Source organism: Niallia sp. RD1 (genome assembly GCF_024219955.1).
In the GTDB taxonomy this organism is placed as follows: domain Bacteria; phylum Bacillota; class Bacilli; order Bacillales; family Cytobacillaceae; genus Niallia; species Niallia alba.
In genome coordinates, this window is the sequence record NZ_CP100420.1 from 5,167,914 (window position 1) to 5,193,165 (window position 25,252).

Consider the following 25,252-nt stretch of genomic DNA (forward strand, 5'->3'; position numbering starts at 1 on the left):
AGTCTTGCTTTTGAGCAAGACTCTATGTTTATTTTCTACCACTATTCCATTATTTTACTCCGGGGCTTCTTTAAAAAATTCTCTCCATTTTATTACTGTTATTTTTTCCCGTAAAATATAAACGAGTACGGCCAAAGCAAACATAATTATAACTACCATCGTCATCGAAAACTGGCTAATGAACTGACCAAAAATAGTATAAAAAAACGCTAATGGGATATTGCTTATAAACGAACTTTTTCCAAATTCTTTTAAACTTTTCCTTTTTTCCAACAAGCAAAAATTTAATAAATGATAATGAAATACTGGAATTAACCGTAATACAGTAATTTGCCCCAGAGTCAAATTACGATATTCCCCAAACCATCTTTTTTTTAGAGTAGATAGTTTCCGATGTGTTTTTGGCAAACGGTGAATAACTGCATAGAATAAGAGACAATTGATTGTTAAGCCAATAACAGAATAGATGGTACCTAGCGTCACTCCAAATAGAACCCCTCCCGCAATACAGACTAGTATGGGAGGAATAAATAAAAATTGCCGTAGTGTATGGAATAGAATAAATATAATCGGTGCTAAAATACCACCAACTTCTACCATAACAAACAGGACTGATAACTGCTCTTCCATCTTATCACCTTCTGCCCTAAAGAATCATGCTGTTATTAAAGTGTATAAGAAAAGACAAGAGAATATGCCTAAACATTTAGTACATAAAGTACAATCCCTAATTCTAGTACTGATAAGATAGGTAAACCATACTTAAATAAAGCATGCTTAGTTTTATGACGGAAGTTTTTCATGCCAATGAATAAACCAAGGGCACCAAAAAGAATCGCTGTAATCCACAGTGTACGTTCGCTTATCCGATACTGATGTTTTATCGCCCTTTTTTTATCGATCATCATTAATGAATAGCCGAGTATATTAATTACTACTAAATAGATTAATAGGTATGTAATCACACTTTCTCCCCTTTTCGCAAAAATATAGAAAAAAAGAAGGTATCGGCTACCTTCTTTTTTAAAATAATTATTTTAAGTTTTGTTTTGCAACTGTTGCTAATTCAGCAAATGCTTTTTCATCACTTACAGCAAGTTCAGCAAGCATTTTGCGGTTTACTTCGATACCAGCAACTTTTAATCCGTGCATTAAACGGCTATAAGAAAGACCGTTGATACGAGCAGCTGCGTTGATACGAGTAATCCATAATTTACGGAAATCACGTTTCTTTTGACGACGATCTCTGTAAGCATACATTAATGATTTCATTACTTGTTGGTTTGCAACTTTGTATAATGTATGTTTTGAACCATAATAACCTTTAGCTAATTTAAGAACTTTTTTACGACGTTTGCGTGTAACTGTACCGCCTTTAACACGTGGCATATTATTTCCCTCCTATATTGAAAAAATTACTTAATGTTGTCTAATAAATGACGAATGCGTTTGAAATCGCCTTTAGATACTAATCCAGCTTTGCGAAGTTTACGTTTTTGTTTAGTAGATTTGTTAGCAAATAAGTGACTAGTATAAGCTTTTGAGCGTTTTAATTTACCAGAGCCTGTCTTTTTGAAACGTTTAGCAGCTCCGCGGTGAGTTTTCATTTTTGGCATTTGGTATTCCTCCTCTTACTTGTCGTTTTTAGGCGCTAAGGTCATGAACATGCTTCGACCGTCCATTTTTGGATGTGATTCCACAGTGGCAACTTCGGCACAAGCTTCTGCAAAACGAACAAGTACGCGTTGACCGATTTCCTTATGTGTAATAGCACGTCCTTTAAAACGAATGGATGCTTTTACTTTATCGCCTTTTTCTAGGAACTTAATAGCATTACGAAGCTTTGTATTAAAGTCATGCTCATCTATAGTTGGACTAAGGCGAACCTCTTTAATATTAATGATTTTTTGATTTTTACGTGCTTCTTTTTCTTTCTTTTGTTGTTCAAACTTGTATTTACCGTAGTCCATAATACGAGCTACTGGTGGTTTTGCGTTTGGAGCAACAAGAACGACATCAAGATTTACACGTGTTGCAATTTCAAGAGCTTCAAATTTCGTTTTAATCCCAAGCTGTTCTCCATTTTGGTCAATAAGACGAACTTCTCTAGCACGAATGCCTTCATTTAAAATCATATCTTTGCTAATAGTTAAACACCTCCAAGGTTAATGACGAATACAACGTTCGGGTCAAGAATAATCTAACCTAGGTCACCTTCTCTAGTTTAGATACTAATTGACACTTGACTCCCAAGTTGACATCGTAGGCTTTGTAATCTTTATCATCCAAATAAAAAAGTGTGGATGAACAATTCACCCACACTTACGATAACATAGTAAGACCTAAAATGTTTTACGTAATACCTGTTAACTACTTGGAATCTGTGTCAATCAGGTGAGAAGCGGGTGCTTCTTCTTTTCCTCAAACTCGTATTCAATTTACCTTAGTAACTATATCACAAATGATATCTGTAAGTCAACGAAAGAAATATCACAACGAGAAAAATTTTATCAAAATAATTGATTCAATGCAATACCTTTTGTGCATAATTTCTGAAAAGCTAGGAATATAGAACGAAAAGTAGGCTTCCAATCCTTAAAAACGACAGTACTTTGATCATTTTTCTTTTAATACATTGTGTTCTAAAAAATGGTTCGCCTATTTATGAAACTCGTTAATTCCCACTTCAGACACTTGCTTTACGCGGGAAGGAAGCCTGTTCTCCTCTACTTCCCACAAAAGTACAGAATATCCGCTCCAATCAACTCAAAATCCTTAATTTCAATTTATGTCATAAAAATTAATTTCTAACTTAGTTCGTTTTTTTTACTTCTTGTGTTAGTTTCTCTAAGAAGTCGACATAAGAGACTGTTTCTGATTTTTGTTCTCCGTATTTGCGGACGTTTACGGCTTTATCTTCTACTTCTTTGTCTCCCACTACTAACATGTAAGGGATTTTTTTCATTTGTGCCTCACGGATTTTGTAGCCTATTTTTTCGTCACGTTCATCAAGTTCTACGCGGAAACCGTGTCTTTGTAAGTTTTCTTGCACTTCTTTGGCATAGTCAAAGTGAACGGAAGGTGATACCGGGATCACTTGTACTTGAACTGGTGATAACCAAGTTGGAAATGCGCCTTTGTATTCTTCAATCAGGAATGCAATGAAGCGTTCCATTGTTGAAACCACACCTCTATGAATAACTACTGGACGATGTTGTTTCCCATCTTCTCCTACATATGTTAAGTCAAAGCGTTCAGGAAGAAGGAAGTCTAATTGAACTGTAGACAGTGTTTCATCTTTGCCTAAAGCTGTTTTTACTTGTACATCCAATTTCGGACCGTAGAATGCCGCTTCTCCTTCTGCTTCAAAGTAATCTAGTCCTAGATCATCCATTGCCTCTTTCAGCATGCTTTGTGCTTTATTCCACATTTCATCATCATCAAAATATTTCTCTGTATCCGCTGGATCACGATAAGATAAACGGAACGAGTAATCTGTAATGTTAAAATCTTTATATACTTCTAATACTAAGTTTACAACACGCTTGAATTCATCTTTGATTTGATCAGGTCTTACAAAGATATGCGCGTCATTTAAAGTCATTCCACGCACACGCTGTAATCCTGATAATGCACCAGACATTTCATAACGATGCATTGTGCCTAGCTCAGCGATACGAATTGGCAGTTCACGATAGCTATGAATGTCGTTTTTATAAACAACCATATGGTGTGGACAGTTCATCGGACGAAGAACTAATTGTTCATTATCCATTTCCATAACAGGAAACATATCCTCTTGATAGTGATCCCAGTGACCAGATGTTTTGTATAAATCCACGCTTCCCATGATTGGTGTATAAACATGGTTATAGCCTAATCTTTCTTCTTTATCTACAATATACCGTTCCACGATACGTCTAATTGTTGCACCTTTTGGAAGCCATAGAGGCAAACCTTGTCCCACTTTTTGAGAAGTCATAAATAAATCTAATTCTTTACCAATCTTACGATGATCTCTTTCTTTCGCCTCTTCTAAAAAGCGTAAATGCTCTTCTAGCTCATTTTTCTTAAAGAATGCTGTTCCGTATATACGCTGAAGCATTTTATTATCGCTATTCCCTCTCCAGTATGCACCAGCAATGTTTAGCAATTTAAACTCTTTTAGTTTTCCAGTAGATGGTACGTGAACTCCACGGCAAAGATCAATGAATTCCCCTTGTTGATATAATGTTACTGTTTCCTCTTCAGGGATTGCATCAATTAACTCCAGTTTGTATTCATCATCCATTTCTTTAAAGAGCTCAATCGCTTCCGCGCGGCTTACTTCTTTACGGACAATCTCAAGATTTTCATTGATGATTTTTTTCATTTCTTTTTCAATAGCTGGTAAATCTTCTGGTGTTAATGATTGCTCTAAGTCAATATCATAGTAAAACCCATTTTCAATAACTGGACCTACACCTAGCTTTACGTTTCCATAAATTCTTTTAATTGCTTGTGCCATTAAGTGAGCAGAGCTATGACGCAAAATTTCTAATGCCTCTGGACTATCTGGTGTAATGATTTCAAAAGATGCATCTTCTAAAATAGGTCTTTTCAAATCATATAAAGAACCATTAATTTTCCCTGCTAGTGCTTTTTTTCTTAGACCTGGGCTAATAGAACCTGCAATATCTTCTGTTGTAGTTCCTCCCGGAAACTCCTTTACCGCTCCGTCTGGAAATGTAATGTTAATTAATTCTGACATGAAACTTCCTCCTTTATTTTTGCCATGCATGTAAGATAAGAACCGATTAAAAAACGCAAAAAAACCCGTCCCTATACGAAGGGACGAGTTTTAAATTAAAAACACGTGGTTCCACCCTAATTCCCAAACAATTCATTTGTCTAGCTTTAGTTTAAACAGATAACGGCTGCTGATACCGCCAGTCATTACTTAGTATTTCCTGTTCCTGACTGAAGTTTAAAGGTGGTAAGTAATCTTATCGTGTTAGGAAGTTCCCAGCATCCTTCCCTCTCTTTGAACCGTACAAGAAAACCATTGTCCTTATCATTACATGTATAAGTTATAGTTAATTTATGTACGTTATTATATGCTTTTCTCCGCATAAAATCAAGGGGATTAATGGGAATCTTATTTCATTTCTGTCTGTTTATTTATCCTTAGAAAAAAGTGTTCCTTATCAAGAAGTTGTACTCGCTCTTCAAATATATTTAAAATCGTTCGTACAATCGGCAATTCTCTATCCTCTGTATATAGAAAAATTGTTTTCGGAGCAAGCGCAAGCAATGGGCCAAGGGAATATGGGTCGATATAATGGGAAGAAGCTAAATTTCTTTGGTCATACAACATCATAAGCTCTTGCTGAGGTATTTCTCGATATTCTGTATCAAAAAATTGTATTTCTAAGTCGATTACTACATGGATATGATTCACTTTTGCAGCCTTTTTGGAAAGGGAATTTCGCAATGTATGAATAAAAACCTGATATTCTTGTTCCATTTTGTACTCATCAATCGATAATTCTATGTATTTTATTAGCTTTTCAAAAAAAGCCTTTAATCGAAAGGTTACAAAGGAATCAAACGAAAATTCTTTATGCATTTCCACCATAAAGTTATCCAAACTCTCTAGAAGACATGTTTTTATATTGATATCTTTTGTTAAGCTTGTAAGTCCTTCCCGTTCTTCTTCTATTAAACTGTGAAGTATTTCTAATATGCTCCGCTGTTCTAGTTCATCCAAATAGAAATAACGATTTTGTAGTATTTCTCTTGCCCAATCATCTGTTTTTATATGCAAGATAAAAGCGGTTAAGCATTTCTTTACTGCTGTACTGCTTCCATCGGTTTTAACAACTATCCAATTATTGACGTCGTCCATTTTCTCAACCGACTCAACAAATTTCACCTGTTTATTTAAAATGCGCAAAAATCTCATAGCATCTTTTTGATCGTGAAATTGAATTTCAATCAACCGTATCCCCCCTTTATAAAGAAGTCCTCGATTTCATATATATGGGGGATAGGTAGAAAATAGACTATGAAAAATGTAAAGTGCTTTGGATTATGTTTATTAAAAAATACAGTAGAAAAGAATTAGGTCAAATTTTGAGAATTACAAATAAGGCTGGGACAAAAGTATTCCAGCCAACATAATCTGAACAATTATACGAAGATGCTAATGAAAGTTCGTATAATTGTTCGGTTTTTTATTTGTTTTTTAAAGGAAGTCTCCATGAAGGTTAGTGCGTTTCCCCGCAGCCGGAATACACTTCGCTTTCCGTGGGGCTCGCGCTGAGCCGCGGTCTGCTTACAGCCTGCAGGGTCTCAGACTGTCTCGCTAATCCCCGTGGCGTCTTCGTATATTCCGGCTGCTCTGTTTTCCCAACTAATTATATTTCCTCTTGTAAAAAGTGTGTGAAAGCAGCCGCTATCTACTAGCTAAATGAGAAATTGTTCGTCTTTACAGAATATCAATTTAGTTATGTCCCAACCTCAAATCACTATATCAAATTTAAATTATAGAAAGAATAAGAGGACACCTAATACAAAGGCATACAAAATAATGTACCAGGTATACAATGTCTGAAACGAGATAGATCGTTTTTCACATCGGCTTCTTACATATGCAAGTAATCTTCTATTTTTTGTAATATAGGTATAAGTCAGTCCAAATACCAATAATGCCAGGATTATTTTATAAATCCCTGGGCTATAAAAGGATAGAAAAAAGGGGATTAACAACAATAATATGGTTATAGATACAAACAAAAGAAATTGATTATATCGTTTTACTAATAATTTTTCAGCATTCGAAATTTCCGTCAACTTGCCCTTCTCCTTACTAAAAATGAAATCGTCATAGTCGTTTATTTTTTCCTTTTACACGAATTGGTGTAGATAAATAGCGAATTCTTTCCATCACTCTCATCGCCTTCATCTTTTCCTCTTCTCCTCTTTGAGAATAGGTGAGATGATGCTCTAAGCCGCTAAAATCAAAATTGGATGTAAATAAAGTAGGTAAATTCTCTAGCATTCTAAACTGCAATATTGGTCCAAGGACCTCATCACGAATCCAGCTAGACATTGTTTCTGCACCAATATCATCTAACATTAAAATAGGTTCTCTTTTTATGCTTTCAATTTTATCATTTAACGTACTATCAGCAATCGAACTCTTCATTTCTCTAAATAATTCAGGAACATATACAATCATGGAAGAAATTTGCTTTTGAGAAAGTTTATTAGCAATTGCTCCTAAAATATACGATTTTCCTACACCAAATTCCCCATAAAAATATATCCCTTTATGCCTTTGGCCTGGTTTATATTCCTCTACAAATCGAATAGCCGCTTCTACCGCTTCCATTCTCTCTCCATCAAGATCAATTGTATTGAAGGAAGCTTCAAGAATATCCTTCGGTACATATAAGCTTTTAATTAGCTTTTCCTTTTTCTTCTGATTGTCCTCCGAAACCTTGCGCGGGCATCGTTCATATTGAATCTCAATATTCCCTCTTATTATAACAAGGTTAGGATGGTATCCTTGCATCATATTCACACAGCCCTGAAGACTGGAGCACTTATCACAACCCTTGCTTTGATTGGCATATTCATACAGCTTCATCATTCCCACATCAACAGCATTAGAAGTAAGCTCATCCTCATGCTCTCTTAAAAAAGCTCTTACATCAGGATGGGCAAGTACTTCTTGTTTCATAGCACGGTACCTTTCCTGAAAATTATTACCTGCACCAAATTTCTTTAATGTATCATTAATTCTTTCCACCGTTTCATTCACCACCTGATTTTATAATTTTTTTATACGCTCTTCCAGCTCTTTCTTTTTTTGCTCCAACTCTTTATCGCTCGTATTCTTTGCAGAAGTCTTATCAGTTGTTTTTATCTTTTCTTCGTTATCCTGATCTTGTCCAAACCATTCTGGAATCTTTTCCGTCCGAATTGCTTTGCGGTTTGCCTTTGGCTGTGGATTTTTTTTACCTTGAGCCCATTCCATATATTGCTTATGCTCTTTTTTCGCAAGGTCCATTGCATCTTTAACAGTACGGATATTTTTTCTAACCCATTGACCAGCGATTTTTTCGATATAGCCTTTTGTCAATTTCATATCTGTTTTCAGCATAACATATTGAATCAGAACATTAATGACGCCAGGCAACAGTTTTTGCGAAAACATAATTTCCTCTATAATTTGCAAGTCTGTCTTAGAAGGTTCCGCTCCCCCAGATATATCTTTCAATACTTCGCGGGGAGAAGTGTGATCCAAATAATATATCAATTCTTCTTCTTTCGATTTTGGAGCATCTGTTGATGAATGATCCTTTTGCGGTTGTTTTCGATCAACTAACATTGGCAGCAAGTCATTATGTTGAAATTGATACCAATCGCGTGCAGCTATTCTCAATTCTTCCACATCAATTTCGTCCTGATGATTAATCGCACTAATTACGATATTCTTCATTTGAATTGGATCAATTCCATAGATAAAAGAGAGATTTAGTATCGCTTCCTTTACTTTTTTCGTAAAAGCCTTTTTCGATAATAAGGAATCATGAATCCCTGCATATAGCAGCTCAAAGTCAAAATCATCTTTAGTAATTTGAATACCAGTTTGCTCTTCTTTTCCAATATAAGTTTGATCAATAGTATCTTCTTCATCTAATTCATGCATCGCCCGAACTGCACTTCCATGATCAGACATAAAAACATCTTGAAAAGCTTTTGTTATTGGTTGATAACTAGAATCAGAAATTTTTTCATCGGAAAAGAATCTTTTCAATCTGCTATACTGAGCTTTTCCAACTTTTCTATATAAATAAACATTTAACATCCCATCTAGAAAATACTGTGCTGGTGATAAAGGAGGCTGCAATTCATAGATAAAAGCTCTATTTCCATCCTCTTTCTTTAAATAAGTTTTTAATAGACCAATTCCTTCAAGCTTTAGTCTTGCTTCATATATATCATTTAAACCGCAACTCATGAAATTCATTAAACTATGATGTGTATTTGTCATGGACCATAAACGATTTTCTTCGACTTCAGCCCATAAGGTCATATATAAAGCTAAACATTTTGTCCCAATTAAAGGTTGATATAAGAAGGTGATTGTCTTTCGATCATAATCGCTTAACAGCCCATTCACCGTTACTCGATATCTGTCGACCGGAAGTAGGTCTTGCCAATGCTGAGACATATTAATTCTTCCTTTCATACATTCTATTTCCATCAAAAGGAGATAAAAGGCAAAAAAGAGCCAAAGAAATCTTTAGCTCCCTTAGTTATCATTTCCATGTGTTTTTTAGTCTTTTTTTATTAATTCCTTTAATTCGTCAATAAATACATTTATATCTTTAAACTGACGATAAACGGATGCAAAACGCACATATGCTACTTCATCAATTTTCGCCAAGCGATCCATTACCATTTCTCCAATAATTTCACTCTTTATTTCTGAAGCAACGTTACTTCGAAGTTCTTTTTCTACTTCAGCGGTTATTTCTTCCAATTGTTTCAAAGCAACTGGTCTCTTCTCACACGCTCTTATTAAACCACGCAATATTTTATCCCTGCTAAATTCTTCACGCGTCCCTTCTTTCTTCACTACAATTAAAGGAATCTCTTCTACTTTTTCAAAAGTGGTAAATCGATTACCGCAAGCTTCACATTCTCTTCTTCTGCGAATCGATTTATACTCATCAACTGGTCGTGAATCAAGAACGCGGGTGTTATTATGTTGACAGGTAGGACATCTCATTTCATATCAGCTCCGAATTCATTGTTCCATGTATATACTTATCTTCATATTATATAAAAATAAAGGCTTGTACAAGTAATTATATCAAATTCTCTTCTATAAAGTGAAACTTCCATCAGTGGGAGCTACCTTCATCCCCCTGATGGTTAGTTGAACCATTCGGATCTTTACGAACAGTTGATCTCCCACCTTTCTTCCTCGAATTCTCATATGCTTGAGACCCAAGCCATACTGTCCGTTAAGTGTGGGACAAACCTTATTTTCAGGTAGGGAAAACCTGCCATTTTTCCAAAATCCTCTTCGCTTGGTTGATAGAATCTTCCATAGATCCATTATTATTAATTACTTCATCAGCAAGAAGAAGTTTCTCTCGTAATGGCATTTGCGCGTTTATTCGTTTAACAGCCTGCTCATAGCTTAAATCATTTCTTTTCATTAATCGATTAATTTGAACATTTTGATCTACATATACTAAAATCGTTCGATCCACCGTTTGATTTAATTTATTTTCAAAAAGCAACGGAATATCTAAAATCGCTATTTTCTCTCCTGATTCAACTGCTTGTCTCTGCTTAACATCCATTCTTCTTCTTACATCAGGATGTACAATGCCATTAAGTACATTCCGTTCTTCTTCATTTGAAAAGATAATTTCCCCAAGCTTTTGTCTATTTAAGGTACCATCTTGATGTAAAATCTCCTTACCAAAATGGGACACTATTTCTACATATGCTGGTTCTCCTTTTTCTACAGCAAGTCTCGATTCGATGTCTGCGTCAATAATCGGGATGTTTAGTGATTGAAAATAGGAAGATATCGTCGATTTTCCACTCGCAATCCCTCCAGTTAATCCTACTATTATCGTCATAACAATACCTACCTTATTGAATTTAGTATTTAGTATGTAACAAATTTATATAAAGGAGAGAGATAGGTGAAATTCCAAAGGCGATTCGCCAAGGAGGGGCACCGCCTTAGAAGGAACCAACCTATTTCGCAAATTTGGTAAAGAATTAAAGTTTTAAAATCCCAATAATGATTAAGATAATCCCGGGAATAAAAGAGAATTTATCCATATAACTTTTCTCTGACAAAAACTTACCTAGATAAATGCCTAAAGACACAAAGGATGTACTCATAAAAATAACAGCAAGAGTTAAAAATAGTGGCGAAAACCCGAGCATAGAAGCACCAATTCCTGCTCCAAAGGCATCTAAAGACAGAGCAAAACCTAACACAACCGCTTCTAGCCCTGTAATCGTTCCTGATTTATCAAAATCCGCTGATAAAGGTTTCTTTAAAATATTGATGACAATTCCTAAAGATTTTATTTCAAAATTTATAATATTCTTCTCTTCTGTTAGAACTTCCTTTTCTTTACTCGGCTTAAAATATTGGTAAAGAATCCATCCACCTAATATGATTAATATAATACCACCTATACTTTCTGCAAACGATGGGGAGAATATCCTTGAAATAACATGACCTACCAACATTGCTGTTAGAAGTGTCAGACCAGAACAACAGGCGATAATCAGGATAGAATTTAAGGGCATTTTCATTTTTCGCAGTCCATAAGTAAAACCAACACTAAAGCTATCGATGCTGACAGCGATTGCTAATAATAAAAGAGAAAACACCTGGGCCATAAAGATAAGCTCCTTCCAAATCAATAGTAATATACTATATGGAAAGAGCCCATCCAATGTTAATTTAGGTTTATTGATTTTATCTTTTTCTTATTTCTTTTGGCAATTAGGACAAAAAACAGTTCCTCTTCCGCCGACTATAATTCTTTCTAATGTATGTCCACATACTTTGCATTCCTGCCCTTTTCGACCATAAACATATAGTTCAAGCTGGAACATTCCAATTTGCCCTTGGGTGTTTACATAGGATCGGATTGTGCTTCCACCTTTTTCAACCGCTTCGGATAGCGTAGCAATGATTTCTTTATATAATTTCTCTATTTCCTTTGACTTAAGAGAACTTGCCATTCTCTCCGGATGAATACTACTTCGGAATAATGCTTCATCTACATAAATATTACCTAATCCAACCACAATCTTTTGATCTAATAGTGCTGTTTTGATACTACGATTCGTTTTTGATAACCGCTCGGTAAAATTAGCAATCGTATAATCTTCAGCAAACGGTTCAGGTCCTAATTGAGAAAGGGGCAGGGCGTCTAGTTCTTCCCCTTTTTTAAATAAATGCATCGTACCGAATTTCCGGACATCTTTATATCTTAGCTGAGAGCCATCTTCAAAAAAGAATATAACATGTGTATGCTTATCAACCGGATCATTAACTTGAAACACACCATATTTCCCTTCCATTCGCAAATGAGAGACGATTGTAAAATCATTTGTTTCGATTAAAATGAATTTCCCCCGTCTTTTAACATCAAGTATGCTTTGACCAATTAATGCATCAGAAAATTCCTCTGCATTTTCTGGTTTTTTTATCATTTTTGCCCATGAAACCACAACTTCTTTTATGACTTTATTTTGCGTCAACTGTTTCAACGTTTTTCGGACCGTTTCAACTTCTGGCAATTCTGGCATCTTCATCTCCTCCTTCCTGTAAAAATTGCTCATATGTTTAGAATAACTACCATTATCATTTAACTCACGCATAACGAGCAGTAAGCCCCCAGTTAAGGGAGCTATCTCTCGTAAAGGTCCGATAAGTGCAACTAACCATGAAGTGGAGGAGGAGTAAAAACCCCCACTCACAGAAGTTTTCCTTATTATTTTGCATCATACCAAGTTGGTCCATAAGAATAATCCACTTTTAATGGCACGCTTAATTCAACTGCATGCTCCATTACATCTGGTACAATTTCCTTTAACTTTTCAATTTCTTCTTTGGGAGCCTCGAAAATCAATTCATCGTGAACCTGTAATAATAATTTAGCTTTTAAGCCTTCTTCTTCCAAACGTTTAGCCATATCAATCATCGCTTTTTTAATGATATCTGCTGCACTTCCTTGGATTGGTGTATTCATCGCTGTTCTCTCAGCGAAGCTACGAAGATTAAAGTTTCTGCTAGTAATATCAGCTAAATATCTTCTTCTATGAAGCAAAGTCGAGACATAGCCTTTTTGCTTTGCGTCTGCCACAATTTCTTCCATATAATTTTTTACTCCAGGATAACTTTCTAAATAGCGTTCAATAAATTTAGCTGCTTCTTTTCTCGTAATATGGAGACTCTGTGATAGTCCGTAGTCACTAATTCCATATACAATTCCAAAGTTAACTGCTTTCGCATGTCTGCGCATATTAGAGGTCACTTCATCAGCTTCTACGTGGAAAACAGACATTGCTGTTTCTGTATGAATATCATGATCTTCTCTAAATGCTTCGATTAATTTCTCATCATTAGCAATATGTGCAAGGACACGCAGCTCAATTTGGCTATAGTCAGCAGCAAATATAACCCAATTCTCTTCTGTCGGTACAAACGCTTGTCTTATTTTTCTTCCTTCTTCTAAACGAATCGGGATATTTTGGAGGTTAGGATCAATCGAGCTTAATCGGCCCGTTTGTGTTAGTACTTGGTTAAATCTTGTATGAATTCTTCCGTTATGGACTACTTTTTGCAATCCTTCTATATAGGTTGACTGTAATTTGCCTAGCTGTCTATATTCTAAAATTTCTCTGATTACTTCATGTGAACTAGCAAGTTGCTCCAATACATCGGCTGAAGTAGAATAGCCTGTCTTTGTTTTCTTCACAACTGGCAATCCAAGTTTTTCAAATAAAATCACGCCAAGCTGTTTGGGAGAATTAATATTAAAGGTTTCGCCAGCTAACTCATAAATTCGCACTTCGATTTCTTTCAATCTTTCGGAAAGCTCTTCTCCCATTGCTTTCAAGCGAGCAACATCAACTTTTACACCTGTTGACTCCATATCAGCAAGTACCAAGCTTAATGGCATTTCCAAATCATAAAATAACGCTTCTTGATCATTCTTTCTTAATTCATCTTCCATTTCCTCCAGTACTGCCTGAAGAGCGAACGCTTTTCTCACGAGATGATCAGCTAATAAATCTTGTTCTGGAACCTTTCTCTTTGCCCCTTTTCCATAGAATGCTTCATCTGATTGTAAATTAGTGTATCCATACTTTTTAGCAACAGAGGCAACATCTTCAATAGTTGCCGAAGGATCTGCTAAATAAGCTGCAATAAGGATATCAAACGTAATCCCTTTTAAATGAATATCTTGATGACGTAATGACACTTCTGATCTTTTAGCATCATAAACAATTTTTTCTTTCTTTTCATCTTCTGCCCAAACTTTAAAAGCAGGTGATTTCAAAGCTTGTTCAATCGGAAGATAATATGCTCCTTTTTCATTTAAAAGAGAAATTCCTAAGATTGGTGCATAATGATAATTATCTTCTAATACTTCGACATACATTATATTTCTATCTGAAAAAATTGTATCTGTAATATTTTCAACTGTTTTAAATTCGATGGCTTCTAATACTAGTTCTTCTTTTTCCGGTGCTTCTCCTAATTTTTCAAGTAAAGAATTAAAGCCAAGCTCCTTGAAGATTTCTTTTAACTTCTCTATTTGCATCCCAGGAAATTCAGTATCATCTAATGTTATCGTTAAAGGGGCTTCCCTGAAAATAGTAGCTAGCTCTTTACTCATCAAAGCCTGATCCTTAAACTCTTCTAACTTTTCTTTCAGCTTCTTACCGCTTACTTTGTCGATAGATTGTACTAAATTTTCTAAGGAATCAAATTCCTTTAGCAATTTAATTGCTGTTTTTTCTCCCACACCTGGAACACCTGGAATATTATCTGAACTATCGCCCATTAGACCTTTCATATCAATAATTCGTTCAGGAGTCAGTCCATATTTCTCTTGAATATGGCTCGGGGTATAGGACTCCATATCTGTTATTCCTTTTCTAGTAATATAGACCGTTGTATTATCCGAACTTAATTGGGTTAAATCTTTATCTCCCGAGATAACAACTACTTCAAATCCATCTTTTTCCCCTTGAAGAGAAAGTGTTCCGATAATATCATCTGCTTCATAGTTCTCAAGCTCGTAATGATGGATACCATAAGATTTTAATAACTCTCTTATATAAGGAAATTGCTCAGACAATTCTGGTGGTGTTTTTTGACGTCCTCCCTTATATTCACTGAAGGTTTTATGACGGAAAGTGGTTTTTCCCGCATCAAATGCAACTAATGCATGTGTCGGCTTTTCCTCTTCTAAAATTTTCATTAGCATCATAGTAAAACCGTAAACCGCATTTGTATGTACACCTTTATCATTGTTTAATAGAGGTAAAGCAAAAAACGCTCGATACGCAATACTATTACCGTCAATTAAGATTAATTTCTTTTTCAAGAAATCCTCCTCCATCCTTTTTATAATGTATATTTTCTCGTAAATAAACGATGATTACTACACAACTCAATACTACCTATTTTACATGACATATTCATAAATGTAAAAAAGCAGAGATGGTTGAAAAAGAGGCCCAGTATACACATTCTTATTTCAACCTACAACGAAATAAGCGTGTAACACACACCTTTTTGCAACAATCTCTGCTTTTTTCATAACTTTAACAGCATCAATTCAGGTATATCGACACAGGCAAAGGTTGGAAATTAGATAATCCTACCAATAATTTCAAACGAACTATTTCCTACCAAGCCCACTATTATACAGGGGAAGCTAAAAGCGGGGTAGCTTTCAGCTTAAGTCCTTAACCAAATGGATAAGGGGGACTTCATAAGTAATTGTACCAACAAAGTGTAAACCCACCATAAACCAAATGTAAAAACAATGTAAATAGAAAAGCGGAAGGTACCGTTTAGCGCCTTGTGAACTGGAGCGATTTTCTTGAGATAAAGGAAACACAATGAACGTTAGTGAATTGATGTTGACTTATCGTAGAGACAATCGGGAAGTTCATCTGGCGCTGGTGCCTGGAGCTAGACAAATAGAAAAGCGGAAGGGCCTGTTTATCGGTGTACAAACTGGAAACTATCGACTGAGATAAAGGAAACACGATGAACGTTAGTGAATCGATGTTGACTTATCGTAGGGAGATTGTTGGAAGTTTGCTAACCGATAGGCACCGGAGCTAGACAATAGAAAAGCGGAAGGTACCGTTTAGCGCCTTGTGAACTGGAGCGATTTTCTTGAGATAAAGGAAACACAATGAACGTTAGTGAATTGATGTTGACTTATCGTAGAGACAATCGGGAAGTTCATCTTGGCTAGCATTGGACAAAAAAAGAGGGCAACAAATTTTAATGTGCCCTCTTGCCCTTAAAAAGGAAATTCCTTATGCAAAATCACGGTGAAAGTTGTTCCTACTCCCATTTCACTTTCCACCTGAATTGTTCCTCTATGTAATTCCACTAAATGCTTTACAATTGCTAGACCTAAACCTGTACCCCCAGAATTTCTACTTCTCGCTTTATCAACACGATAAAAACGCTCGAAAATTCTTGGAATTTCATCCTGTTCTATGCCTATGCCGGTATCTTGAATTTTCACTTCAATTTTCTTTTTCTTTTCCACCACATAAACATTGATTTCCCCATCGTTTGGGGTATAGATCACAGCATTTGTTATTAAATTTAGAAAAACCTGGGTTAATCTACTTCTATCTCCTTCCATTTGAATCACTTCATTTGATTGAGGAAATTTTAATTTAATATTTTTCGCTTCTGCTCGACCTTCCAGCATTTTAGTCGCTTTATTTAAAATTTCCACCAGATTAAACTCCTCTTTATTTAGAGCAAAATGGTGTTGTTCTAATTTAGATAGGTCAAGAAGATCTTGAATTAATGTTTGTAGTCGATGGCTCTCTTTTAAAATAATTCGTAAAAATTCTTCTAGCGTCTCTCTGTCTTCCATCGCCCCATCGAGAAGTGTTTCAGAAAAGCCCTTAATAGATGTAATAGGCGTTTTTAATTCATGGGATACATTGGCAACAAAATCTTTACGAATTTGTTCAAGCTTCTTCAACTCCGTTATATCATTAAAAACAAGCAAAATCCCCATCCATCTATCGTTTGTCCCAATAATGGGAACTCCATATACTTGAAAACTTTTCTTTTCATTTTGGATTTCCAGCGCCATTTCGCGAATTACCTTATGCTCTGTCATAAAAATTTCTTCTGCAAGATCGGTAACTTGTCTATATGGAATAACTTTATAATATTGTTTATAGAGATAGTCAGCAGACCGGACAAAGAAAATGTCCTTATAGGATTTATTAATTAAATTTATATAACCTCTGCTATCTATTAAAAGTAATCCACTGCTAATACTCTCTATCAAGGTTCCTAAACGATCTTCTTGTATTTCTTGCGCTTTTACCATTTCTTGCATATCTTTAGCTACTTTATTAAGAGAAGAACTTAGAACTCCAGTTTCATCTACTCGATCTTCATACGTTCTAGCATGATAATTACCATTTGCTAAATCGATAGCTACTTTGGTAGCCGATTCTATCGGTCTTGTATAACGATAGATTAATTTATAACCGATTAGATAAATCACTAAAAATGAGAATAGAAACGAAGAAAAAATAATCCAATTAATATGTTGATACGCATTCTCTATTTCTTCCACTTTAGCCCCTATTAGTAAATATCCTTGTCTTCCTTCTTCATCCGTAAGCTCCTGTTGATAAAAATGGAAGTTAGGATTCCCGTTAATAGATACAGCATTCACCTTTTCATTTGAAAGTAAGGTTTGCACTTGATTTTCATATTCTGTTTCTGTCTGCAGTTCTCCCTCATTGAACAACATTTCTCCAGAATCATCAATAATAGTAATCTGTACATCTAACGCTTCACTATATTCTTTCACTAAGCGATTATTAATTTCTAAAATCCCACCATTATTCATGATTTGATTTGCAATTAATGTACTTTCGCGTTTCAATCGATTATCAAAAGAATCCATAAAAGTCTTCTTATTGTATGATTCAATGAAAATAGCGACAAATACAAACACGATAAATATAGTAAATAAAACGCTCGCCATTAATCGAGATTTAAAGCTCTTCATTTATTTTGGTTCCTCTAATTTATATCCTAAACCACGTATTGTTTTAATATATATAGGTTTTTTTGTATTTTCTTCAATTTTTTCACGCAAATGACTAATATGGACATCTACAATTCTTGTATCGCCTACAAAATCATAGTTCCATACTGCACTTAATAACTGATCTCTTGTTAGAACTCTCCCCTTATTTTTAACAAGATATAATAATAACTCAAACTCTTTCGGAGTTAATTCTAATAATTCTTCTTTGAAGTACGCTTCATAATAATTAGGAAGTACTCTTAACTCAGCGATTTTAATACCGTCATCCTCATCTTCATCTATTTCATCAGAAGCTGCGGGTACTTGCATTTGTATTCGTCTCAAAACGGCTTTAATTCGAGCGATGACTTCCCTTGGACTAAATGGTTTCGTCATATAATCATCTGCTCCAAGCTCTAGTCCTAAAACTTTATCAAACTCATCATCTTTTGCCGTTAACATTAATATAGGAGTTAACACTTTCTGTTGGCGTAATTCTTTACAAACATCCATCCCATCTTTTTTTGGCAACATTAAATCAAGTAAGATGACATCCGGATTAGCAGTTAATGCTAGATTCAATCCTTCTTCTCCATCCATGGCAGTTAATACATCATAGCCTGCCTGTTGCAAATTATACTTCAGTAAAGTTACGATAGATTGTTCATCATCTACAACCAAAACCTTTTTCTTCATATACAGCCTCCAAATATGTTAATTCCCCTAAAGTCCCCTTATACCTATTTACATTATAATATATTGTTCGATAAAAATGGAAAAAACATTTATTTGCTGTTTACAAATGCGAAATAATTTTTTTAATTTCTTCGTATTTGTAAATAAGATGGCCGCTTTATTCCACTCTAAACAGACAGTTAGACGCAACTGCAAGCTGCAGAAATTAAGGAAGCTAAATGTTGAAACTCTCCCGTAAAGAACAGATTAACAAAATTAATTCCTAAAAAAAATCGGCTAACTCTTTTTATAGAGCAACCGATTTTTCATGTATTTAATTTAATACTGTCAAGACGTTACGAACCGAATGGACGGATTTGTCTAGTGCCGCTTTTTCTTCCTCTGTTAAATCAAGTTCAATAATTTGTTCGATTCCGTTACCACCTAGAATAGTAGGTACGCCTAGATAAAGATCGTTATAGCCATACTCGCCTTCCAAATAAGCGATAGTTGGAAGGACTCGTCTTTGATTTTTAATAATTGCCTCACACATATCAACTAATGAAGCTGCTGGAGCATAATAGGCGCTTCCATTGCCAAGCAGATTTACAATTTCCGCTCCTCCATTTCTCGTTCTCTCGATAATTTCTTCTAATCTATGTTTTGGAATGAGCGATTCTAATGGAATTCCTCCTGCATAAGAATAACGAATAAGCGGTACCATATCATCACCATGGCCACCTAATACAAATCCTGTGATATCTTTAACAGAAAGGTTTAACTCCATTGCAACAAAGCTGCGAAAGCGCGCTGTATCTAGAATACCAGACTGGCCGATTACTCTATTTTTTGGGAAACCAGATTCTTTATAAACAGTATAAGTCATAGCATCCACAGGATTAGTAAGCACGATAATTACACAATTAGGTGAATACTGAACAATTTCCTTCGTTACCGATTTCATAATAGACTGATTTGTCTGTACGAGATCATCTCTACTCATGCCTGGCTTTCTTGCCATACCAGCAGTTATCACGACAATATCAGAATCAGCAGTATCTTTATAATTAGAAGTTCCAATTATATTTGCATCGAATCCCTGTACAGGACTAGCTTCAAACATATCCAAAGCTTTTCCTTTAGTTGAATTTTCATTTCGTGGAACATCTAATAATACGATATCCCCTAGTTCTTTTTGAGCAAGTAAAAAAGCCGTTGTTGCTCCAGTAAATCCCCCACCAATGATGGAAATTTTCTTGCGCTTAACCATATAATTTCCCCCTTATTAGACCGAGAATGCATAGCCCACCAATAAGCACTTTACTAGTTAGAGTCCCCTTTTACTCCATCTAGAAATACTTTTTTTAGCTTATCCCATTCTAATCCAATACCGCAAAACTTCTGTTTTAGGCAAAAAGGAAGAAGAGATGAGACCAATCTCTTCTTCATATTGTTTCTTAACCCATGTTCTTAATTAATTCATCACCGAACTCTGAGCATTTCACTTCTGTTGCACCTTCCATTAGACGAGCGAAGTCATAAGTCACAACTTTAGAAGCAATCGTGTTTTCTACGGATTGAATCACTAATTGTGCTGCTTCTGTCCAGCCTAAATGTTCAAGCAATAGAACACCTGAAAGAATAACAGAAGATGGATTTACTTTATCTAAGCCAGCATATTTCGGAGCAGTTCCATGTGTTGCTTCAAAAATAGCATGGCCAGTTTCATAATTTATATTTGCTCCTGGTGCGATACCGATCCCACCAACCTGTGCTGCTAATGCATCAGAAATATAATCTCCATTTAGATTCATTGTTGCAACTACATCAAACTCTTTCGGACGAGTAAGAATTTGTTGAAGGAAAATATCTGCAATAGAATCTTTAATGATAATCTTCCCTTCTGCTTCTGCCTGAGCTTGTGCTTTATTTGCTGCATCAGAACCTTGTTCCTCTTTAATGCGATCATACTGAGCCCATGTAAATACTTTATCTCCAAATTCTTTTTCAGCTAATTCATAACCCCAATTTTTAAATGCACCTTCTGTATATTTCATAATGTTACCTTTATGTACTAGAGTTACCGATTTACGACCTTCTTTAATCGCATAATTAATCGCAGCTCTTACTAAACGACTTGTTCCTTCTTCTGATACTGGTTTAATTCCAATTCCAGATGTTTCAGGAAATCTAATTTTATTAACTCCCATCTCTTCTTGTAAAAAGTTAATCAATTTAGAAACAGCCTCTGAGCCTTTTTCATACTCAATTCCGGCATAGATATCTTCTGTATTTTCACGGAAGATAACCATATCTGTATCTTGTGGTCTTTTTACAGGAGATGGTACTCCTTCAAACCATCTTACTGGACGTAAACAAACAAAAAGATCTAATTCTTGGCGTAGGGCAACGTTTAAAGAACGAATACCGCCACCAACTGGTGTAGTTAATGGTCCTTTTATAGCAATTAAATATTCTTTAATAACATCTAATGTTTCAGTAGGTAACCATTCTCCCGTTTCATTAAATGCCTTTTCCCCAGCCAATACTTCTTTCCAAACAATTTTCTTTTCCCCATTGTATGCTTTTTCAACAGCGGCATCTAATACTCTTGATGATGCTGCCCAAATATCTGGTCCAATTCCATCTCCCTCAATATAAGGAACAATTGGATTCGCTGGTACATTTAATACTCCATCTACTACTGTAATTTTTTCTCCTTGCATGTTTCTATCCCTCCGTAAAAAAATAGTTTCTTTTTCCAATGCTACAAACTCCATTGGAAATAGAATGAAATAAATTTATTATAACAAGCTTTGAGAAGCTAATTATATTTACTATTCTGACGAATAAAAAAAGGAAAATGCCAATATACAAACTAAATTCTCCCACATTAAGTATATATCATTCTTTAACTCTATGGGAAATCATATCCTTTTTAGCGTTTGTTAACTGGTACATATTCCAAACGTTCAGGACCAACATAATCTGCTCTAGGGCGAATAAGACGATTATTCTCGTACTGCTCGAGAATATGAGCCAGCCAGCCAGAAACCCTGCTTACCGCAAAAATCGGGGTAAATAAATCATGGTCAATACCTAGACTATGATAAACAGAGGCAGAGAAAAAGTCTACGTTTGGTACTAAATTTTTCTCTTCCTTTAACATTGTCTCAATCTTAATACTCATCTCATACAACTGAGGTTCACCAGTTAATTGTGTTAATTTTCTTGCCATTTCCTTTAGATGTTTGGCACGAGGATCGCCCTTTCGATAAACGCGATGACCAAATCCCATTATTTTTTCTTTGTTCGCTATCTTTTCTCTAATATATGGTTCCACATTGTCAATGCTTCCAATTTCCGTCAGCATTTTCATAACTGCTTCGTTTGCTCCACCATGTAATGGCCCTTTTAATGCTCCTATAGCTGATGTAATCCCTGAATATACATCAGACAATGTTGCAACACAAACTCTAGCAGTAAAGGTAGATGCATTTAGCTCATGATCTGCATGAAGAACGAGCGCTTTATTAAAAGCCTCAATCGCAATGTCTTCTGGTTCTTGCCCATTCAGCATATATAAGAAGTTAGCAGCAAATCCTAAATCTTTTCTTGGAGAAATTGGATCGAGACCTTTTCTTAATCTAGAAAAAGCTGTTACGATAGTTGGCATTTTTGCTTGAAGCCTTACAGCTTTTAAATAATTGGTTTCCGAATCCATTACATCTGCGCTTTCATCATATGCTCCTAATAAAGAGACAGTTGAACGAAGTACAGCCATAGGATGTACTTTATTTAATGGCATTAGCTTCATTTGCTCAATCAAAGAGACTGGTAATTCAGCATTATCTGCCAATTCTTGTTTTAGTTTTGCCAGCTCCGTATCATTTGGCAGTTTTTGATGCCATAATAAATAGATTACTTCTTCAAAACTAGATTGCTCTGCTAACACATCAATATCATAACCCACATAAGCAAGTGAATCATCTATAATGGAACTGATAGAAGATGTTGTTGCAATAACCCCCTCAAGCCCTTTTGTAACAGCCATACATATCTCTCCTTTACACCTTTTCTTTAGTACAAATCTTTCGAACTCCCATATTGTCCCTGCTGTAGTTACCAATATTGTGAAAATCTGTAAAAACAAAGCGATGGAATACACCTTAAATAAATGTTTACTATTTTGTTAGATTAACTGAATATGTACCAAAAAATCAATTAATAATGTAATCCGGATTTATTTATAAAAAAGATGGGGGAGTTTTTCATAAAAAATAAAGTGAGCATCAATCATTTGTAAATGCTTACATTTTCAAATAAAAAAATAAACCATTTGGTACTTATAGATGAGATAAAATGTAACTACCCTTTCATTATAAACAAAAATCTTCAAAATGTCTCATATTTTATACTTAAACCTGAATTATTCACCGCAATCTAAAATTTTTAAGGATTTCATTAGATTAGTAATGCTAAGGTAAATTTGTACCAAGAAAATAGCCTAGTTAGAGAAGGTTTGAAACGAGTCTTAGGAGAAAACTGATTTTTAGACAGACTCCTCCCTTGGTACGGGTTCGATTTTTTAAAAAGGCTATTTAGTTGAATTTTAGCTGCTGCACCCGAGTCAGTACGTCCCAAAAGAAGCGTTCATAAACAAAGCTCGAGGACATTTTGAAATACAGTGAGCGTCCGGATCTCACCAATTTACTCGCTACTTTAATCAAACGTGTGCGAATCGTCTGAATTTGAATGCTTTTATAGGCAGCTGGAAAACTTAGTGTACGTAGCCAGTTTGTGAAGTTATAGGCAAGCAGACTTAACATCATCCGAGCTTCATTGACGAGGAAATGATGGCTTTTCATCTGATCCAAGCCAAAGCCATCTTTTGCTTCTTTGATGAAATTTTCCATTGTGCCTCGCTGTTGATAGGACGTGACAATCGCTTGAGGCGAAAAGCTTTCACCGAGACTCGTCACAAAAAAAGCATGTAAAAAGAATAGTTCACCTGCTGGGCGGGTCGATTGAATAACAATACGACGAGGCTTTGACCAAGACGATGCTTGATAAATAGATTCTTCCACATAGCTTTCTGTCACGGACACATCACGAATTTCATGTATTGGATGCAGTTCTTCCGCAAGTGCTTTTAACTTGGCGTTCGCTTTTAAACGAATGATATAGTATACCGATTCCTTTTCGCACAATTCATATAGCTCAGGCACCGCAAAGCCACTGTCCCCACGGACAAGATAAGACTTTTCAGGAAAAACTTCGTTATAGTGTTCGATGAGTGGGCGCATAAAATCCACTACACCATTGGAAGTATAAACGCTCCCCGGGCGCAATTGAGCTTTCAAGAAATCGCCGGTTAGCCCATCAAATGCGACAAGTGGATGGAAGCCCATTGTGCGATAATGCGCGTTGTAGGACGAATTTTCTTGATTTCCGTATGTATCGGCATGTGTTGAATCTAAATCAAAAATCAGTGTCTTGGATTGTCGGGCATGATGAACCCGATCAAGTAACTTCTGATTTGCCTCTTGAAGTTGGTCCAGTGCTTGCGTGTCAAAGCGCTTAAAAAATCGAGATAACGACGGTTGAGAAGCGAGTGCAGGGGTACCAAGAATTTGTGTAAAAACCGGATCATGTGTCAAACGGTCCGCTGCATCGTCCTCGTGATAGCCGGCGATGAGCTGATAGATTTTTTGACGAAGAAGTTGTTCGTTTTCATGAATACAATACGTGCGTGTATCCTTCAAACAAAGATGCTTGGCAATAGTTTGAGAAAAGCCGATTTTTTCATCAAACTCACGGAAGATCAATTCACCTGTGTCAGAAGAAAGTGCACCTCCATCATTGGATAATTTAATAGAACGATTGAAATGTAAAGGTTTTTGCGTTAAAGTTGTCATCATAAGAATCCTTTCTTTGGTATTTGTAAGTCGCAATAACCTTAACAGAAAAGGATTCTTTTTTCATCTTTTAAGTGAAAAAGAGAATCCCATTGAAAAGCCGATAAGTCAGCTTTTCAGTGGGATTTCGTGTTGGTTGGTGAATAATCTAGGTTAAAAACTGTAGATATAGTAAAAAAAATTTTTTCTGATTCTCCTTTACACTATATTCTTTCTTTTTTTAATTATACCATAAATTCACAGCTCCTGTCTTCCTTATGCATAACAGAGAGTGGATCAGGTTATCCACTCTACTACTTTTATTGCAGCATAAGCAATTCCAGCTCCAATTAACGGACCTACAGCTACCCCGTTAAAGACAGATACTGACAAAATGGTTCCCAAAACAAGAGCAGTTGTAATTTCAGGGGAATCAGCCAATAAACTAACCCCACCCTTTGCGAGCAACGCAACCATAATTCCAGAAATTAAAGCAATCCACGCATACGGTGATTTAAAGGTAGCGGACAAATCTTTAAATCCAATATCGCCTGTTGCAATAGGTACAAGCACAGCAATTGTAATAATTGTTACCCCCCAATTAATTCCTTTTGATTGAATCAAGGCAAATAATTTACTATCTATCCCAATCAGTTTCATTATTAATAAGAAAATAACCGCAATTATTAAAGAATTGTTTTTAGCTACAAGAGCAATTGCCAAAAGCAAATATAAAAATAAATAAGATTGACTAAATAAAAACATAAATGACTCTCCTTTAAAAAACATTAACCAAAAAATCTCTTCCTA

At 35.5% G+C, this 25,252-nt stretch carries 21 protein-coding genes and 1 other annotated feature; all 21 genes read right to left on the reverse strand.

Annotated features, from left to right (window positions below; genetic code table 11):
* Positions 1–54: 54 nt before the first annotated feature.
* Positions 55–630 carry a TVP38/TMEM64 family protein gene (locus NKG37_RS24950; protein WP_101730662.1) on the reverse strand — a complete coding sequence of 192 codons (576 nt, stop codon included), beginning with the start codon at positions 628–630 and terminating at the stop codon, positions 55–57.
* 68 nt (positions 631–698) lie between these two features.
* Positions 699–908: a DUF1294 domain-containing protein gene (locus tag NKG37_RS24955; RefSeq protein ID WP_051993841.1), complete on the reverse strand. Its 210-nt coding sequence runs from the start codon at positions 906–908 to the stop codon at positions 699–701.
* Between the two features lie 124 nt (positions 909–1,032).
* Complete coding sequence (gene rplT / locus NKG37_RS24960) at positions 1,033–1,389, reverse strand: 50S ribosomal protein L20 (protein WP_016201802.1); 357 nt, start codon at positions 1,387–1,389, stop codon at positions 1,033–1,035.
* 26 nt (positions 1,390–1,415) lie between these two features.
* Positions 1,416–1,616 (reverse strand): 50S ribosomal protein L35, encoded by a 201-nt coding sequence (gene rpmI / locus NKG37_RS24965; RefSeq protein ID WP_016201803.1) that lies wholly within the window; start codon positions 1,614–1,616, stop codon positions 1,416–1,418.
* Between the two features lie 15 nt (positions 1,617–1,631).
* Complete coding sequence (gene infC, locus NKG37_RS24970; protein ID WP_016201804.1) at positions 1,632–2,135, reverse strand: translation initiation factor IF-3; 504 nt, start codon at positions 2,133–2,135, stop codon at positions 1,632–1,634.
* Positions 2,136–2,285: 150 nt separating this feature from the next.
* Positions 2,286–2,423 (reverse strand) — a sequence feature (ribosomal protein L20 leader region).
* A gap of 389 nt (positions 2,424–2,812) precedes the next feature.
* Positions 2,813–4,750 carry a threonine--tRNA ligase gene (gene thrS, locus NKG37_RS24975; RefSeq protein WP_224427496.1) on the reverse strand — a complete coding sequence of 646 codons (1,938 nt, stop codon included), beginning with the start codon at positions 4,748–4,750 and terminating at the stop codon, positions 2,813–2,815.
* Positions 4,751–5,137: 387 nt separating this feature from the next.
* Entirely contained in the window at positions 5,138–5,980 is an 843-nt protein-coding gene (locus tag NKG37_RS24980) for a putative sporulation protein YtxC (RefSeq protein ID WP_016201806.1), read from the reverse strand.
* 885 nt (positions 5,981–6,865) lie between these two features.
* Complete coding sequence (dnaI, locus tag NKG37_RS24985) at positions 6,866–7,795, reverse strand: primosomal protein DnaI (protein WP_101730659.1); 930 nt, start codon at positions 7,793–7,795, stop codon at positions 6,866–6,868.
* A 21-nt stretch (positions 7,796–7,816) separates the two neighbouring features.
* Positions 7,817–9,223: a replication initiation and membrane attachment family protein gene (locus tag NKG37_RS24990; protein ID WP_016201809.1), complete on the reverse strand. Its 1,407-nt coding sequence runs from the start codon at positions 9,221–9,223 to the stop codon at positions 7,817–7,819.
* A gap of 105 nt (positions 9,224–9,328) precedes the next feature.
* The gene (gene nrdR, locus NKG37_RS24995; protein ID WP_016201810.1) at positions 9,329–9,784 is read right to left on the reverse strand and encodes a transcriptional regulator NrdR; all 456 of its coding nucleotides are present in this window, start codon (positions 9,782–9,784) and stop codon (positions 9,329–9,331) included.
* Positions 9,785–10,046: 262 nt separating this feature from the next.
* Positions 10,047–10,652, reverse strand: a complete 606-nt coding sequence (coaE, locus tag NKG37_RS25000) for a dephospho-CoA kinase (RefSeq protein WP_016201811.1) — start codon at positions 10,650–10,652, stop codon at positions 10,047–10,049.
* Between the two features lie 145 nt (positions 10,653–10,797).
* A complete protein-coding gene (ytaF, locus tag NKG37_RS25005; RefSeq protein WP_016201812.1) occupies positions 10,798–11,433 on the reverse strand; it encodes a sporulation membrane protein YtaF in 636 nt (211 codons plus the stop codon).
* Positions 11,434–11,523: 90 nt separating this feature from the next.
* On the reverse strand, positions 11,524–12,351 hold the full coding sequence (gene mutM / locus NKG37_RS25010; RefSeq protein WP_224427497.1) for a DNA-formamidopyrimidine glycosylase: 828 nt from the start codon (positions 12,349–12,351) through the stop codon (positions 11,524–11,526).
* 185 nt (positions 12,352–12,536) lie between these two features.
* The gene (polA, locus tag NKG37_RS25015; RefSeq protein WP_205835639.1) at positions 12,537–15,161 is read right to left on the reverse strand and encodes a DNA polymerase I; all 2,625 of its coding nucleotides are present in this window, start codon (positions 15,159–15,161) and stop codon (positions 12,537–12,539) included.
* 933 nt (positions 15,162–16,094) lie between these two features.
* Positions 16,095–17,849: a two-component system histidine kinase PnpS gene (gene pnpS, locus NKG37_RS25020; protein WP_016201814.1), complete on the reverse strand. Its 1,755-nt coding sequence runs from the start codon at positions 17,847–17,849 to the stop codon at positions 16,095–16,097.
* Positions 17,850–18,566 carry a response regulator transcription factor gene (locus NKG37_RS25025; protein WP_016201815.1) on the reverse strand — a complete coding sequence of 239 codons (717 nt, stop codon included), beginning with the start codon at positions 18,564–18,566 and terminating at the stop codon, positions 17,850–17,852.
* Positions 18,567–18,879: 313 nt separating this feature from the next.
* Positions 18,880–19,815 (reverse strand): malate dehydrogenase, encoded by a 936-nt coding sequence (mdh, locus tag NKG37_RS25030; RefSeq protein ID WP_169188953.1) that lies wholly within the window; start codon positions 19,813–19,815, stop codon positions 18,880–18,882.
* Positions 19,816–20,002: 187 nt separating this feature from the next.
* Positions 20,003–21,271 (reverse strand): NADP-dependent isocitrate dehydrogenase, encoded by a 1,269-nt coding sequence (gene icd, locus NKG37_RS25035; RefSeq protein WP_016201818.1) that lies wholly within the window; start codon positions 21,269–21,271, stop codon positions 20,003–20,005.
* 212 nt (positions 21,272–21,483) lie between these two features.
* The gene (citZ, locus tag NKG37_RS25040) at positions 21,484–22,599 is read right to left on the reverse strand and encodes a citrate synthase (RefSeq protein WP_016201819.1); all 1,116 of its coding nucleotides are present in this window, start codon (positions 22,597–22,599) and stop codon (positions 21,484–21,486) included.
* A gap of 547 nt (positions 22,600–23,146) precedes the next feature.
* Positions 23,147–24,463, reverse strand: a complete 1,317-nt coding sequence (locus tag NKG37_RS25045; RefSeq protein WP_254416399.1) for an IS1380 family transposase — start codon at positions 24,461–24,463, stop codon at positions 23,147–23,149.
* Positions 24,464–24,739: 276 nt separating this feature from the next.
* Complete coding sequence (locus NKG37_RS25050; protein ID WP_016201820.1) at positions 24,740–25,207, reverse strand: DUF441 domain-containing protein; 468 nt, start codon at positions 25,205–25,207, stop codon at positions 24,740–24,742.
* Between the last annotated feature and the right edge of the window lie 45 nt (positions 25,208–25,252).

What these genes read in the sequence shown, in the direction of transcription:
- NKG37_RS24950 (WP_101730662.1), bottom strand. Translation starts at nt 630, where the DNA reads ATGGAAGAGCAGTTATCAGTCCTGTTTGTTATGGTAGAAGTTGGTGGT.
- NKG37_RS24955 (WP_051993841.1), bottom strand. Translation starts at nt 908, where the DNA reads ATGATGATCGATAAAAAAAGGGCGATAAAACATCAGTATCGGATAAGC.
- rplT (WP_016201802.1), bottom strand. Translation starts at nt 1,389, where the DNA reads ATGCCACGTGTTAAAGGCGGTACAGTTACACGCAAACGTCGTAAAAAA.
- rpmI (WP_016201803.1), bottom strand. Translation starts at nt 1,616, where the DNA reads ATGCCAAAAATGAAAACTCACCGCGGAGCTGCTAAACGTTTCAAAAAG.
- infC (WP_016201804.1), bottom strand. Translation starts at nt 2,135, where the DNA reads ATGATTTTAAATGAAGGCATTCGTGCTAGAGAAGTTCGTCTTATTGAC.
- thrS (WP_224427496.1), bottom strand. Translation starts at nt 4,750, where the DNA reads ATGTCAGAATTAATTAACATTACATTTCCAGACGGAGCGGTAAAGGAG.
- NKG37_RS24990 (WP_016201809.1), bottom strand. Translation starts at nt 9,223, where the DNA reads ATGTCTCAGCATTGGCAAGACCTACTTCCGGTCGACAGATATCGAGTA.
- nrdR (WP_016201810.1), bottom strand. Translation starts at nt 9,784, where the DNA reads ATGAGATGTCCTACCTGTCAACATAATAACACCCGCGTTCTTGATTCA.
- coaE (WP_016201811.1), bottom strand. Translation starts at nt 10,652, where the DNA reads ATGACGATAATAGTAGGATTAACTGGAGGGATTGCGAGTGGAAAATCG.
- ytaF (WP_016201812.1), bottom strand. Translation starts at nt 11,433, where the DNA reads ATGGCCCAGGTGTTTTCTCTTTTATTATTAGCAATCGCTGTCAGCATC.
- mutM (WP_224427497.1), bottom strand. Translation starts at nt 12,351, where the DNA reads ATGCCAGAATTGCCAGAAGTTGAAACGGTCCGAAAAACGTTGAAACAG.
- pnpS (WP_016201814.1), bottom strand. Translation starts at nt 17,849, where the DNA reads ATGAAGAGCTTTAAATCTCGATTAATGGCGAGCGTTTTATTTACTATA.
- NKG37_RS25025 (WP_016201815.1), bottom strand. Translation starts at nt 18,566, where the DNA reads ATGAAGAAAAAGGTTTTGGTTGTAGATGATGAACAATCTATCGTAACT.
- mdh (WP_169188953.1), bottom strand. Translation starts at nt 19,815, where the DNA reads ATGGTTAAGCGCAAGAAAATTTCCATCATTGGTGGGGGATTTACTGGA.
- icd (WP_016201818.1), bottom strand. Translation starts at nt 21,271, where the DNA reads ATGCAAGGAGAAAAAATTACAGTAGTAGATGGAGTATTAAATGTACCA.
- citZ (WP_016201819.1), bottom strand. Translation starts at nt 22,599, where the DNA reads ATGGCTGTTACAAAAGGGCTTGAGGGGGTTATTGCAACAACATCTTCT.
- NKG37_RS25045 (WP_254416399.1), bottom strand. Translation starts at nt 24,463, where the DNA reads ATGACAACTTTAACGCAAAAACCTTTACATTTCAATCGTTCTATTAAA.
- NKG37_RS25050 (WP_016201820.1), bottom strand. Translation starts at nt 25,207, where the DNA reads ATGTTTTTATTTAGTCAATCTTATTTATTTTTATATTTGCTTTTGGCA.